We start from the raw sequence: 12,218 nt of genomic DNA on the forward strand, positions 1-12,218 counted from the left end.
CCTTCGTAATTAAACCCTGCGGCGTTTCGGCGGACGACAGCCGTTGTGCGGGATGGGTGTGATATCGCGAATGAAGCTGACCTTCATACCGACGTTACCGATTGCGCGCATTGCTGCTTCACGACCGGAGCCGGGGCCTTTGACAAAAATACCAACGGTACGCATACCCTGGTCCTGAGCTTTCCTTGCAGCTGTTTCAGCAGCTACCTGAGCAGCGAAAGGAGTGGATTTTCTGGAACCCTTGAAACCGGATGCACCGGAAGTAGCCCAGCTGATCACGTTACCTTTCAGGTCAGTGAAGGTAATGATGGTATTATTGAATGTTGCTTTAACGTGGGCTATGCCCGCGGGAACATTCTTTTTCTCTTTTTTCTTGCCGGAACGGCGAGGTCTAGCCATACCATTCTCTCCAGAATGAATTTATATCAGCAGCGAAGACCTTTCACATGGTCTGAAAACTGCGGATTATATTATTTCTTCTTCCTGCTCATTACAGAGCGTCGGGGACCTTTGCGAGTTCTTGCGTTGGTCTTGGAGCTCTGACCGCGTACGGGCAGTCCGCGACGATGGCGGAGTCCACGGTAACAGCCGATGTCCATCAGGCGCTTGATATCAGCGACCTGAGCACGACGGAGGTCACCCTCAACTTTGTGATTATCTTCAATTTCCTTACGGATGGTATTAACCTGGTCACCACTGAGGTCATCAGTTTTGAGTGTCCAGTCGATACCAACAGTATCCAGGATCTTGAGAGCGGTAGTACGACCTACACCAAAGATGTAAGTCAGTGCAATATCCAAACGCTTGTTCTTCGGAAGGTCTACTCCAGCGATACGAGCCACAGTTATACCTCTCTATCCTTGACGCTGCTTGTGTCTGGGGTTGTCACAAATAACCCGCAGCACGCCCTTGCGTCTGATTACTTTGCATTTGGGACAAATCTTCTTAACAGATGGTCTTACTTTCATGACCGTCTCCAAATAATGCAGTTAACAGTTTCTTGAACCGGGAGCTAGCCGGTCGGGGCCAAAATGCATCTACTGCCTGGCTAAAAGGCAGTCAAATCCATGCCAGTCTTTCGTTGCCGCGAAATTCAAGACGTGTACTCTACAAGAGCATTTTATAAAAATCAACCCTTAGAAGTAACACTTTCAAAATTTATGACCGACTCAGAATTACAGGTCCGTCAACGGTTATGGCAACGGTATGCTCAAAGTGGGCGGACAGCTTCCTGTCCTTGGTAACCGCAGTCCATTTGTCATCGAGAATTTCGATGTCATGGCTGCCCTGTGTAACCATCGGTTCAATGGCCAGGACCATCCCGCTCTTGAGTTGCACACCGGGTAGACCGGAAGGAACAAAGTTAGGCACTTCAGGTTTTTCATGAAGATTGCGGCCAATTCCGTGTCCTACAAATCTTCTTACTACACCGAAGCCTTCGCCTTCGGCATATTCCTGAACTGCCCTGGAAATATCATAGAGGCTGTTGCCCGGAACTGCCTGTTTAATCCCTTTCATCAGCGATTCACGAGTGACGTCAAGAAGCCTTGAAGTACCTTCTTCGATCTCACCTACAGGGTATGTCCGGGCTGAATCCCCATAAAATCCCTGATAAATGACGCCCATGTCAATGCTGACAATATCGCCTTCACTCAAAACCCGTTTTTCAGAAGGAAAACCGTGAACAATCTCTTCATTCACGGAGCAGCAGAGGGCAAACGGAAACCCATGGTAACCTTTGAAAGCCGGTTCGACACCGAAACCTTCACAAGCCTTGCAGGCGATATCTTCCAGGCTCATGGTTGTGATACCAGGCTTGATTGCTTCTCCAAGCATATCCAGTATCACAGAAACAAGACGATTGGCCTCACGCATGAGGCCAATCTCCTTGTCATTTTTGAGGTATATACCTCTGTACTTTTTCAACGCAACCTACCTGCCTTTAATCTTACTGCCCTTACCCATGAGTCCTTCGTACTGACGGGAAATCATGTAGGATTCTACTTTACCCATAAAGTCCATGGCCACACCGACAACAATGAGCAGTGCGGTTCCACCGAAGTAGAAAGGAACATTAAGCTGAGAAATGAGAATCATGGGCAGTACGCAGATAGCTGCAACGTACAGGGATCCCCAGAGAGTAATCCTGGCAAGAATGCGGTCAATATACTCGCGGGTTCTGGCGCCGGGACGGATACCGGGGATAAAGCCGCCCTGCTTCTGAATATTTTCCGAAATTCCTTTGGGATCGAAAATGATCGCGGTGTAGAAATAGCAGAAAAAGATGATCAGAGCGACAAAGATGATGTTGTAAACAATGGAATCCGGCGTAAAATACGCGGAAATCTGGGACAACCATTCATTATTGGAGAAGTTGGCCAGAGTTGCGGGAAACATCAAAATACTGGACGCAAAAATAGGGGGAATAACACCGGCAGTGTTGATTCGCAGCGGCAGGTGTGTAGTCTGCCCGCCCATCATTTTACGACCCATCATACGCTTGGCATAATGGATGGGTACTCTGCGCTGCCCACGCTCCATAAAAACGATAAAAGCCAGGATCGCGATCATGAATGCCAAAATGAAAATAAGCAGGAACAAGGTGATTTCACCTGCCTGCATCAGTCTCACGGTATTGAAAATAGCGGAAGGCAGTCCCGCAACAATACCGGCAAATATGATCATGGAGATACCGTTTCCGATGCCTTTCTCAGTCATTTGCTCACCGAGCCACATCAGGAAGACAGTACCGGCTGTCAGGGTCAGGATGGTGATAAGCCTGAAGGCCCATCCTGCTTCCAGTACAACAGGGGCTCCAGTGGGGCTGGTCATACTTTCAAGACCAATTGCGATACCGAAACCCTGAACGATTGTAATCGCTACAGTTGCGTACCTGGTGTACTGAGTAATCTTCTTGCGTCCCTGAGCCCCTTCTTGACTGAGCCGCTTGAGTTCAGGACTAACTACATTAAGAAGTTGGATGATAATAGACGCGGAGATATAGGGCATGATCCCTAACGCGAATATGGACAAGTTACGCAACCCGCCACCGGAGAACATGTCAAAAAGACCGAAGAGAGTGTTGGAAACACTCTCAAAGAAATCGGCCAATGCTGCACTGTCTACGCCCGGGACCGGGATATGAATCCCGACCCGGTAGACAGCCAGAAGAAGAAAAGTCCAGAAGATCTTTTTCTTCAGTTCCGGCATGCGGGAAAGATTATCAACGCCAGACAATGCCACGTTTTATCCTTCCAAGGCTTTGGCAGTACCACCTGCCTTTGTGATTTTTTCAGTCGCGGATGCGCTGAAGCGGTGTGCTTCGATGGTAACAGCAGCACTTACTTCTCCCATACCGAGGACTTTGACGAGAGCACCTTTTTTGCAAAGGCCTCTTTCGTAAATGTCTTCAAGGGAAATCTCAGTCTTGCCTTCGAAAGCACCAAGAATCTGACCAACGTTAAGAGCTACGTACTCTTCGCGGAAGGGATTCTTGAAACCGCGTTTGGGAAGACGACGAGCCAGAGGCATCTGCCCACCTTCAAACCAGGCGGGGACGCCGCCGCCGGAGCGGGCGTTCTGACCTTTGTGACCCTTACCGGAGGTTCCACCCCAGCCAGAGCCACCGCCGCGACCTACGCGCTTGCGATTCTTACGTTCCTCTTGGAACGGATATATTTCGTGCAGCCTCATGATTCAGTTACCTCCACAAGGTGCTCAACTTTTCTGATCATACCGCGAACAACGGGGGAATCATCAAAGCTTTTTTCCTGTCTGATCTTGCGCAGTCCCAGTGCCTTCAAAGTGGCACGCTGCTTGGGATTGCAGCCGATCATGCTGCGTACGAGTTTAACCTTAAGCATAATCCTGTCCTCCTACTTTCTGGGAGTCTCGACTTTCTTCCCACGGAGCTGAGATACTTCATCAGCACTGCGAAGGGAAGCAAGTCCGGCGATAGTCGCGCGAAGGACGTTATGCGGGTTGTTGGTGCCGATAGCCTTGGTAAGGATATCGTGTACGCCTACAACTTCCAGCACCGCACGTACGGGACCACCGGCGATGATACCGGTACCCTTGGATGCGGGCTTAAGCATTACGCGTCCGGCACCGTAGCGGCCGAGGACTTCGTAGGGAAGAGTTCCGTCCAGCAGAGGAACGGAAATCATTTCCTTACGGGCTTTCTCTGAAGCTTTTCTGATAGCTTCAGGTACTTCATTTGCCTTACCAAGTCCGAAACCGACCTGACCATTACCGTCACCTACCACAACCAGGGCACTGAAGGAAAACCTTCTACCGCCCTTCACAACTTTAGCGACTCGGTTGAGGTAAACGATTTTTTCAATCAGACCCAGATCATTCTGTTCCATGGATATTCCCATAAGTTTAGAATTTCAGGCCACCCTCACGAGCGCCGTCTGCCAGAGCCTTAACTCGGCCGTGATATATATAACCGCTACGGTCGAAAACGACCTTCTCGATCTTGAGTTCCTTTGCCTTGGCAGCAATGTCTTTACCGACAGCTGCTGCGGTCTCGCAGGTGAGCTTAGAAGCTTCACCGTCTTTTGCGAGGCCCTTGGAAGAGGAAGCGGTAACGGTTTTGCCAATGAGATCATCCACGAGCTGAGCGTAGATGTGCTTATTTGAACGGAATACTACAAGACGCGGACGATCTGCGGTTCCGCTGATTTTCTTGCGGATGCGGATCTTTTTACGCTGTCTTGCCTGTTCTTTAGTCATTTTCATGGCTATACCCTACTATTTACCGGACTTACCGGCTTTACGTCTGATCTGTTCATCAATGTACTTGACGCCCTTGCCTTTATAAGGCTCTGGCGGACGTACACGACGAAGCTGAGCGGCAACCTCACCAACGAGCTGCTTGTCTACGCCGCTGATGGTGAGTTTAGTGGTGCCCTCTGCGGTGGCTTCAATCCCGGCAGGAAGTTCAAAGTTAACGGGATGAGAGTATCCAACATTGAGAACAACATTTTTACCCTGAACGTTAACCTTGTAACCGACACCTACTACTTCCAGTGTTTTGGAGAAGCCCTTAGAGACTCCTTCAACGCAGTTGGCAAGCAGTGAACGGTGCAGGCCGTGCTGTGCACGCTCCTGGCGGGAATCGCCAGACCTCTTCACCTCGACCACATTGTCAGCAACAGTGAAGCTGACCATGGGGTGAACCGGGGTGGTGATAGTACCTTTGGGGCCCTTTACGGAAACCACGTCAGTACCAACAGTAACTTCCACTCCGGCAGGTATTTCAATAGGTTTTTTTCCAATTCTGGACATAATAAAACCTCTCTACCAGATTTCACACAAGAGTTCGCCGCCAACGTTAAGCTCTTTGGCTTTAACGCCGTCAACAACACCCTTGGAAGTGGAAATTATGCAAATCCCGAGTCCGTTAAGAACGGAGGGAATATCTTCAACGCCTACAAAAACGCGACGTCCGGGAGTGCTGATTTTCTTCATGCCACTAATAAGGGCTTTTCCATCAACATACTTAAGGGTAACGGTAATATCACGCTCTTCAACAGAGTAATCGTTGATGTAACCTTCTTCCTTAAGAATCCCGGCGATAGCTGCTTTAATTTTTGACCCGGGAATGGTCACGGTCTTATGGTAAGCACCGTAAGCATTGCGGATACGGGTCAGCATATCGGCGATAGGATCGACAACAGGCATTTTAAACTCCTTATATTACCAGCTGGCTTTACGCACGCCGGGAAGTTCACCCGCAAGGGCTTTTTCCCTGAAGCAGATACGGCAGATGCCGTATTTGCGCAGGAATGCACGAGGACGTCCGCAGATGGGGCATCTGTTATATTCGCGCACCTTGAACTTGGGCTTACGCTTCGCCTTAACTTTCAAAGCTGTCCTGGCCAAAACGAATCCTCCTATTTCTTGAAGGGCATACCAAGAAGCTCGAGGAGCATCTTGCCTTCTTTATCTGTTTTAGCGGAGGTGACGATAGTCACGTTCATCCCTTTAGTTATCTCGACATTGTCGAGCTGAATCTCAGGAAAGATAGTCAGTTCCTTGATTCCCAGGGTGAAGTTGCCGCGGCCATCGAAGCCTTTGTCAGGAATTCCGCGAAAGTCGCGGACGCGAGGAAGAGCAAAGCTAATCAGCTTGTCCAGAAAGTCCCACATGAGTTCTCTACGAAGAGTAACACGGGAACCTACAGGCATTCCTTCACGCAGTTTAAAAGCTGCAATTGACTTTTTTGCTCTGGTGACGACTGCTTTCTGGCCTGCAATTGCAGTCAGTTCTTCAACAGCGCCATCAATGAGCTTTGAGTTCTGGCTTGCTTCACCGAGTCCGATATTCAAAGAGATAGCCTTGATACCGGGAATCTCCATCGAACTCTTGTACCCGAACTCCTTATTGAGAGCCGGGGCGACCTTGTCCGTGTATATTTTTTCGAGACGTGTCATCGCAAAACCCTAGTCGATGATTTCGTTACATTTTTTACAAAAACGGACATTCTTTCCGTCTTCGGTCTCACGAACTCCAACCCTGGTTGATTTTGTGCACGCGGGGCACACAACCTGGACGTTGGAAATGTGAACAGGGGCTTCTTTCTCAACAATACCGCCGGGCTGGTTTGCATACGGATTAGGCTTTGTGTGCCTGGAAACCATATTCACCTGCTCAACAAGGAGGGTATCCTTTTTGCGGTTAATCTTGAGGACCTTACCGATCTTCCCCTTATCCTTGCCGGCGATGACCATTACTTTGTCATCAACATGTATCTTGTTCATGCCGTTTACCTTCTTGTGATAAGGATTACAGAACCTCAGGAGCGAGAGAAACAATCTTCATGAAGCCGGAGGCTCTGAGTTCTCTTGCTACGGGGCCGAAAATACGGGTCCCGAGAGGTTCATTAGAGTTGTTCAGAAGAACGGCAGAGTTATTGTCGAACTTGATGTAAGAACCATCGGGGCGACCAATTTCTTTCTTGGTACGAACAACGACAGCTTTCATCACAGCGCCCTTCTTCACTTTGGAATGGGGCATCGCTTCCTTAACGGAAACCACAATAATGTCTCCGACACTGGCGTAGCGTCTCTTGGAGCCACCAAGTACCTTGAGGCAGGCGACTTTTTTGGCACCAGAGTTATCTGCTACGTCAAGTTTGGATTCTACCTGAATCATAGCTTATCCCCTAAACTGCTTTTTCCAGTATTTTATCTAAATGCCACCTTTTGCGCCGGCTAAGGGGGCGGAATTCAACAATCTGTACCTTATCGCCGATACTGCATTCATTGGACGGATCATGTGCCATGAATTTGGTGTGACGACGAATGAATTTTTTATACAGGGGGTGCTTTACGAGGGTCTCAACGCGAACGACAATAGTCTTGTCACCCTTGTTGGAGATAACCACGCCGGTCTGCACACGCCTGTTTCCTTTCAGATTAAGCTCTGCCATGGCTTATGCTCCCAGTTCCTTTTCACGCTGCACGGTGAGAATCTTAGCGATGTCTTTTTTGACATCGGAAAGCTTCTGGGTGTTTTCCAGCTGAGCAGTAGCGTGCTGGAAACGAAGGTTGAAGAGCTCTTTACGAGCTTCAGCAAGCTTCTCGTTAAGAGCAGCGCTGTCGAGTTCACGAAGTTCTTTGGCTTTCATTTTACAATTCCTCCTTAACTACAATAGCAGTCTTGACAGGAAGTTTGTGAGATGCACGAACCAAAGCTTCTTTGGCCAGTTCGATATCAACGCCCTTTACTTCGTAGAGGATGCGACCGGGTTTAACCGGGGCAACCCAACCGACCGGGGAACCTTTACCTTTACCCTGTCTGACTTCAGCAGGCTTGGCAGTGATAGGCATGTCGGGGAAAACCCTGATCCATACCTGACCGCCACGCTTGATGTGACGCATGATAGCGACACGAGCTGCTTCGATCTGGTTGTTGCTGAGCTTTCCGTGTTCCAGAGTCTTGATAGCGATATCACCGAATGCGATTGTGGAACCGCGCTGGGCTTTACCTTTCAAGCGACCTTTCTGACGCTTACGGAATTTAACTTTCTTAGGTGATAACATTACTGGTCCACCTCATGGTCAAGAATTTCACCTTTGAAGATCCAGACCTTGATGCCGATGACACCGTAGGTGGTGTTTGCTCTTGCTACACCATAGTCGATGTCAGCTCTGAGAGTCTGAAGGGGTACGCGACCTTCGCGGTACCATTCGGTACGTGCGATTTCAGCACCGGCAAGACGACCGGCACAAGCCACTTTAATACCCTCTGCGCCGAACTTCTGGGCGAGGCCCACAATGCGCTTCATCGCGCGACGGAAAGCCACACGGCGCTCGAGCTGCTGAGCGATATTCTCTGCAACGAGCTGCGCGTCGGTTTCAGGACGGCGGATTTCACTTACTTCGAGAGCGAATTCTTTATTGAATTTTCTACGAAGGTCTTCACGGAGCTTCTCGATCTCAACGCCTTTACGTCCGATGATGATACCGGGACGTGCAGTGTGCAGGATAAGACGGATCTTACCGCCGGCACGTTCAATTTCGATCTTGGAGAGGCCTGCGTGATAGAGCTTCTCTTTTACATATTTACGAATGCTGTCGTCTTCGTAGACGAAAGCGGGATAGTCCTTGCTGCTGAACCATCTGGAAAGCCAGTTCTTGGTGTATCCAAGTCTGAAGCCGTATGGATGTACTTTCTGACCCATGACACTACCCTACATTTCTTTAACTACGATGGTTATATGGCTTGTGCGCTTGCGAATGCGATACGCACGACCCATAGCCCTGGGCTGAATCCTCTTCCAAGTGGGACCTTCGTCAACTTTGACGGTGTCCACGCGAAGAGTGTCAACATCCACTCCGGGAATCTGCTCAGCGTTAGCTACAGCAGAGTAAAGCACTTTACTGAGCATTTCAGCACCCTTTTTGGGAGTGAACTTCAGAATGTTGAGGGCTTCCTCAACAGGCTTTCCCTTGATGTTTTCCGCTACCAGACGCACCTTCCTAGGGGAGATGCGCATATATTTTGCAATAGCTCTTGCTTCCATTGCTCAACACCTTCTAGCGTTTGGCCTTGCTTTTCTTATCCGCAGCGTGGCCGTAGTAGGTGCGGGTCGGGGAGAATTCACCCAATTTGTGTCCTACCATGTTTTCGGTCACGAATACAGGGATAAACTTGCGGCCATTATGTACTGCGAAGGTCAGACCTACCATTTCGGGAATGATAGTGGAGCGACGGGACCAGGTCTGAATAACCTTGCGGTCACCTGATTCCTGAGCTTTTACGACCTTTTTAAGCAGATGATCGTCAATAAACGGGCCTTTTTTCAGTGATCTTGGCATTACAGTCTCCTACTTCTGCCCGCGGCGTTTAACGATGAGCTTGGAAGAAGGTTTCTTCTTACTGCGGGTCTTGTATCCCTTAGCAGGCATACCCCACGGAGAACAGGGGTGTCTGCCACCGGAACTGCGACCTTCACCACCACCGAGGGGGTGATCGATCGGGTTCATTGCTACACCGCGGACCTGAGGTCTGCGACCGAGCCAACGGTTACGTCCTGCTTTACCAAGGGTGATGTTTTCGTGGTGGATGTTTCCAACCTGACCAACAGTGGCACAACAGGTAGCGAGAACCTTGCGCACTTCACCGGAGGGCATACGCAGCAGTGCGTATTTGCCTTCTTTTGCGATGAGCTGTGCATAGGTTCCGGCAGCGCGGCAGAACTGGCCGCCCTTTCCGGGGTACAATTCGATATTGTGAACGATAGTACCAACAGGGATGTTCTTGAGCAGGAGTGCGTTGCCGGGTTTAATATCGGCTTTTTCTCCAGCGAGAACCTTATCGCCCTTGTTGAGTCCAACGGGAGCGAGAATATAGCGCTTTTCACCGTCTGCATAATTGAGCAGAGCGATACGGGCGCTTCTGTTGGGATCATATTCGATTGATGCAACAGTTGCAGGTACTTCAACCTTGTTACGTTTGAAGTCGATGATACGGTAAAGACGCTTTACGCCACCGCCACGACGACGGGAAGTAACCCTGCCGTTGTTGTTTCTACCGGCCTTCTTGGTAAGCCCTTTGGTAAGAGACTTTTCCGGAGTAGACTTGGTAATCTCCTCAAAGGTGGAGATAGTCTGGAACCGGCGACCAGGGGAGGTCGGCTTCAGTTTACGAGTAGCCATCTCTTAAACTCCTTCGAAGAATTCGATTTTTTCGCCTTCAAAAAGCTTAACGTAAGCTTTTTTGTAGCCGGACTCTTTACCGACAACACGGCCGAACTTTCTGCGGAGACCAGGTCTTTTGCGTACGATACGTACGGAATCAACCTTAACGTCGAAAGCGGATTCAACTGCTTTCTTGACTTCAGTCTTGTTGGCAGAAGGCAGCACAAAGAATGTTACCTGATTGGAGGATTCTTTGATGTCAGTGGCCTTTTCCGAAATGACCGGTTTGATAAGAATCTGAGTATAGTCCATGACTATTTCAACCTCTCCTGCAGGTCCTGAGCTGCGTTCTCAAGCATCACCAGCTGACGAGCTTTAAGAATGTCATAAACATTCAGCTGATCGGCAGAGATGAGCTTAATGCCGGGTATATTCCTCGCAGAAAGGAGGAGTTTGGTATCTGCGTCCTTGACAACAATCAAGGCTTTTTCGAGACCCAGATCTTTTGCTACTTCTGCGAAGAGCTTGGTCTTGATCTCGGGAAGGTCGATATTCTTCACAACCATCAGCTTTTCTTCGCTGTATCTGGCGGTGAGAGCCATCTTAAGAGCAAGACGGCGGACCTTTTTATTAACCTTGAAGGAGTAGTCACGGGGCTGGGGACCGAATACGGTTCCACCACCACGCCACAGAGGTGAACGGGTGGAGCCTGCACGTGCGCGACCGGTGCCTTTCTGGCGCCAGGGCTTTGCGCCACCGCCACGTTTCATACCACGAGTCTTGGTGGCATGAGTACCCTGGCGCTTGGCTGCAAGCTGGGAACGCACTACGAGGTGCAGGATTTCGGGCTTGACCGGAACTTCAAATACTTCCGGAGCAAGATCCATGCTCCCGACTTCCTTTTTAGTTTGATCATATATAGTAATGGTAGCCATTTTTTATTCCTCTAGCTGGTCTTACGGATCATCACCAAGCCGTTCTTGGGTCCGGGAACCTGTCCTTTAACCACGAGAACGTTTTCCTCGGCGCGAACGTCTACAATTTCGATGTTGGAAACAGTAACGCGTTCATTACCCATCTGACCGGGCATTTTTTTGCCTTTGAAGACTTTACCAGGGAAAGTAGCGTGGCCGATGGAACCAGGAGAACGGTGTACCTTTTCAGCACCGTGGGATGCGCGGGAACCTGCGAAGTTCCAACGCTTCATTACACCCTGGAAACCTTTACCCTTGGAGGTGCCGGTTACTTTAACCTTTTCACCTGCGGCAAAGATGTCCACGGAGATTTCCTGGCCCAGTTCATAGTCAGCTACAGACTCAAGGGGAAACTCACGAAGGTGGCGGTAGAAGCCTTTACCGGCTTTTTCCTGATGACCTTTAGCGGGCTTGTTAACCTTGCGCTCGGGGAGAGCATCGTAGCCGAGCTGGATGGCGTTGTAGCCTTCCTTCTCTTCGGTCTTGACCTGCATAACAGGACAGGGACCTACTTCGAGTACAGTAACGGGCACAATAGATCCATCATCTGCGAAGACGCGGGTCATGCCCAGTTTTTTACCGAGTAAACCGATAGTTTTTGCCATGTTGAATCCCTCCCTAGAGCTTGATTTCAACGTCAACGCCAGCAGGCAGGCTGAGCTTGCCAAGCGCGTCAACGGTCTGCTGGGTGGGTTCAAGAATGTCAAGCAGACGCTTGTGGATCCGCATTTCAAACTGCTCACGAGACTTTTTGTCTACATGTACAGAACGCTGAATGGTAGTACGGCTGATCTGAGTGGGCAGAGGAATGGGTCCTGCGATAGCAGCTCCGGTGTTGCGGGCAGTATCCACAATCTCGGTAACTGCTTTATCAAGGATACGGTAATCGTAAGCCTTGAGCTTGATCCTGATACGATCACTAGTCATAGAAACCATGTCAATTTCTCCTAATTAAATTCAGAGACGGCCATTTACTTGCAACGGTAAGAAGGCTTGTGAGGTAACACCTTCCCGGCCTGGTATGGTCGTCCAGCCAGCATGCCGGACCTTATACCTTATCTCTGTGGTTTCACGGGGCGGTTCCCGTAAAAAA

Annotated in this window: 26 protein-coding genes; all 26 read right to left on the bottom strand. The window is 49.7% G+C overall.

Features of this window, described 5'->3' with window-relative positions; all coding sequences use genetic code 11:
• Positions 1-9: 9 nt before the first annotated feature.
• Positions 10-399, bottom strand: a complete 390-nt coding sequence (gene rpsK, locus ACZ5PW_RS17695) for a 30S ribosomal protein S11 (RefSeq protein WP_464556166.1) — start codon at positions 397-399, stop codon at positions 10-12.
• Between the two features lie 71 nt (positions 400-470).
• Positions 471-842, bottom strand: a complete 372-nt coding sequence (gene rpsM / locus ACZ5PW_RS17700) for a 30S ribosomal protein S13 (protein WP_464556168.1) — start codon at positions 840-842, stop codon at positions 471-473.
• 12 nt (positions 843-854) lie between these two features.
• Complete coding sequence (gene rpmJ / locus ACZ5PW_RS17705) at positions 855-968, bottom strand: 50S ribosomal protein L36 (RefSeq protein WP_015851088.1); 114 nt, start codon at positions 966-968, stop codon at positions 855-857.
• A 190-nt stretch (positions 969-1,158) separates the two neighbouring features.
• Complete coding sequence (gene map / locus ACZ5PW_RS17710) at positions 1,159-1,926, bottom strand: type I methionyl aminopeptidase (protein ID WP_464556170.1); 768 nt, start codon at positions 1,924-1,926, stop codon at positions 1,159-1,161.
• A gap of 6 nt (positions 1,927-1,932) precedes the next feature.
• The gene (gene secY, locus ACZ5PW_RS17715; RefSeq protein WP_464556172.1) at positions 1,933-3,243 is read right to left on the bottom strand and encodes a preprotein translocase subunit SecY; all 1,311 of its coding nucleotides are present in this window, start codon (positions 3,241-3,243) and stop codon (positions 1,933-1,935) included.
• A 3-nt stretch (positions 3,244-3,246) separates the two neighbouring features.
• Entirely contained in the window at positions 3,247-3,693 is a 447-nt protein-coding gene (gene rplO / locus ACZ5PW_RS17720; RefSeq protein WP_421901153.1) for a 50S ribosomal protein L15, read from the bottom strand.
• The gene (gene rpmD, locus ACZ5PW_RS17725; protein WP_464556173.1) at positions 3,690-3,863 is read right to left on the bottom strand and encodes a 50S ribosomal protein L30; all 174 of its coding nucleotides are present in this window, start codon (positions 3,861-3,863) and stop codon (positions 3,690-3,692) included. The genes rplO and rpmD overlap by 4 nt, the downstream gene beginning before the upstream one ends.
• A 12-nt stretch (positions 3,864-3,875) precedes the next feature.
• Positions 3,876-4,367, bottom strand: a complete 492-nt coding sequence (gene rpsE, locus ACZ5PW_RS17730) for a 30S ribosomal protein S5 (RefSeq protein ID WP_464556175.1) — start codon at positions 4,365-4,367, stop codon at positions 3,876-3,878.
• A 16-nt stretch (positions 4,368-4,383) separates the two neighbouring features.
• A complete protein-coding gene (gene rplR / locus ACZ5PW_RS17735; RefSeq protein ID WP_464556176.1) occupies positions 4,384-4,743 on the bottom strand; it encodes a 50S ribosomal protein L18 in 360 nt (119 codons plus the stop codon).
• A 12-nt stretch (positions 4,744-4,755) separates the two neighbouring features.
• The gene (gene rplF, locus ACZ5PW_RS17740; RefSeq protein WP_464556178.1) at positions 4,756-5,292 is read right to left on the bottom strand and encodes a 50S ribosomal protein L6; all 537 of its coding nucleotides are present in this window, start codon (positions 5,290-5,292) and stop codon (positions 4,756-4,758) included.
• Positions 5,293-5,304: 12 nt separating this feature from the next.
• The gene (rpsH, locus tag ACZ5PW_RS17745; RefSeq protein WP_464556181.1) at positions 5,305-5,688 is read right to left on the bottom strand and encodes a 30S ribosomal protein S8; all 384 of its coding nucleotides are present in this window, start codon (positions 5,686-5,688) and stop codon (positions 5,305-5,307) included.
• Between the two features lie 15 nt (positions 5,689-5,703).
• Complete coding sequence (locus ACZ5PW_RS17750) at positions 5,704-5,889, bottom strand: type Z 30S ribosomal protein S14 (RefSeq protein ID WP_015337847.1); 186 nt, start codon at positions 5,887-5,889, stop codon at positions 5,704-5,706.
• 11 nt (positions 5,890-5,900) lie between these two features.
• Positions 5,901-6,440, bottom strand: a complete 540-nt coding sequence (rplE, locus tag ACZ5PW_RS17755; RefSeq protein WP_464556184.1) for a 50S ribosomal protein L5 — start codon at positions 6,438-6,440, stop codon at positions 5,901-5,903.
• 9 nt (positions 6,441-6,449) lie between these two features.
• On the bottom strand, positions 6,450-6,767 hold the full coding sequence (gene rplX / locus ACZ5PW_RS17760) for a 50S ribosomal protein L24 (RefSeq protein WP_464556186.1): 318 nt from the start codon (positions 6,765-6,767) through the stop codon (positions 6,450-6,452).
• Between the two features lie 25 nt (positions 6,768-6,792).
• Positions 6,793-7,161 carry a 50S ribosomal protein L14 gene (gene rplN / locus ACZ5PW_RS17765; RefSeq protein ID WP_464556188.1) on the bottom strand — a complete coding sequence of 123 codons (369 nt, stop codon included), beginning with the start codon at positions 7,159-7,161 and terminating at the stop codon, positions 6,793-6,795.
• Between the two features lie 10 nt (positions 7,162-7,171).
• The gene (gene rpsQ, locus ACZ5PW_RS17770) at positions 7,172-7,438 is read right to left on the bottom strand and encodes a 30S ribosomal protein S17 (RefSeq protein WP_464556190.1); all 267 of its coding nucleotides are present in this window, start codon (positions 7,436-7,438) and stop codon (positions 7,172-7,174) included.
• A 3-nt stretch (positions 7,439-7,441) separates the two neighbouring features.
• Positions 7,442-7,636 carry a 50S ribosomal protein L29 gene (gene rpmC, locus ACZ5PW_RS17775; RefSeq protein WP_464556192.1) on the bottom strand — a complete coding sequence of 65 codons (195 nt, stop codon included), beginning with the start codon at positions 7,634-7,636 and terminating at the stop codon, positions 7,442-7,444.
• Between the two features lies 1 nt (position 7,637).
• On the bottom strand, positions 7,638-8,051 hold the full coding sequence (gene rplP / locus ACZ5PW_RS17780; RefSeq protein ID WP_464556194.1) for a 50S ribosomal protein L16: 414 nt from the start codon (positions 8,049-8,051) through the stop codon (positions 7,638-7,640).
• Complete coding sequence (rpsC, locus tag ACZ5PW_RS17785) at positions 8,051-8,692, bottom strand: 30S ribosomal protein S3 (protein WP_464556196.1); 642 nt, start codon at positions 8,690-8,692, stop codon at positions 8,051-8,053. The genes rplP and rpsC overlap by 1 nt, the downstream gene beginning before the upstream one ends.
• Before the next feature lie 9 nt (positions 8,693-8,701).
• Positions 8,702-9,034 (bottom strand): 50S ribosomal protein L22, encoded by a 333-nt coding sequence (gene rplV, locus ACZ5PW_RS17790; RefSeq protein ID WP_464556199.1) that lies wholly within the window; start codon positions 9,032-9,034, stop codon positions 8,702-8,704.
• A gap of 13 nt (positions 9,035-9,047) precedes the next feature.
• Positions 9,048-9,329 carry a 30S ribosomal protein S19 gene (rpsS, locus tag ACZ5PW_RS17795; RefSeq protein ID WP_015851071.1) on the bottom strand — a complete coding sequence of 94 codons (282 nt, stop codon included), beginning with the start codon at positions 9,327-9,329 and terminating at the stop codon, positions 9,048-9,050.
• A 9-nt stretch (positions 9,330-9,338) separates the two neighbouring features.
• Entirely contained in the window at positions 9,339-10,169 is an 831-nt protein-coding gene (gene rplB / locus ACZ5PW_RS17800; protein ID WP_464556202.1) for a 50S ribosomal protein L2, read from the bottom strand.
• 3 nt (positions 10,170-10,172) lie between these two features.
• The gene (gene rplW / locus ACZ5PW_RS17805) at positions 10,173-10,463 is read right to left on the bottom strand and encodes a 50S ribosomal protein L23 (RefSeq protein WP_464556204.1); all 291 of its coding nucleotides are present in this window, start codon (positions 10,461-10,463) and stop codon (positions 10,173-10,175) included.
• A gap of 2 nt (positions 10,464-10,465) precedes the next feature.
• Positions 10,466-11,086, bottom strand: a complete 621-nt coding sequence (gene rplD, locus ACZ5PW_RS17810; protein ID WP_464556206.1) for a 50S ribosomal protein L4 — start codon at positions 11,084-11,086, stop codon at positions 10,466-10,468.
• 11 nt (positions 11,087-11,097) lie between these two features.
• Positions 11,098-11,730 carry a 50S ribosomal protein L3 gene (rplC, locus tag ACZ5PW_RS17815; RefSeq protein ID WP_464556208.1) on the bottom strand — a complete coding sequence of 211 codons (633 nt, stop codon included), beginning with the start codon at positions 11,728-11,730 and terminating at the stop codon, positions 11,098-11,100.
• Between the two features lie 13 nt (positions 11,731-11,743).
• Positions 11,744-12,061 (bottom strand): 30S ribosomal protein S10, encoded by a 318-nt coding sequence (gene rpsJ / locus ACZ5PW_RS17820; protein ID WP_015851066.1) that lies wholly within the window; start codon positions 12,059-12,061, stop codon positions 11,744-11,746.
• Positions 12,062-12,218: the final 157 nt, after the last annotated feature.

The sequence above is a fragment of the Maridesulfovibrio salinus genome (assembly GCF_055394525.1).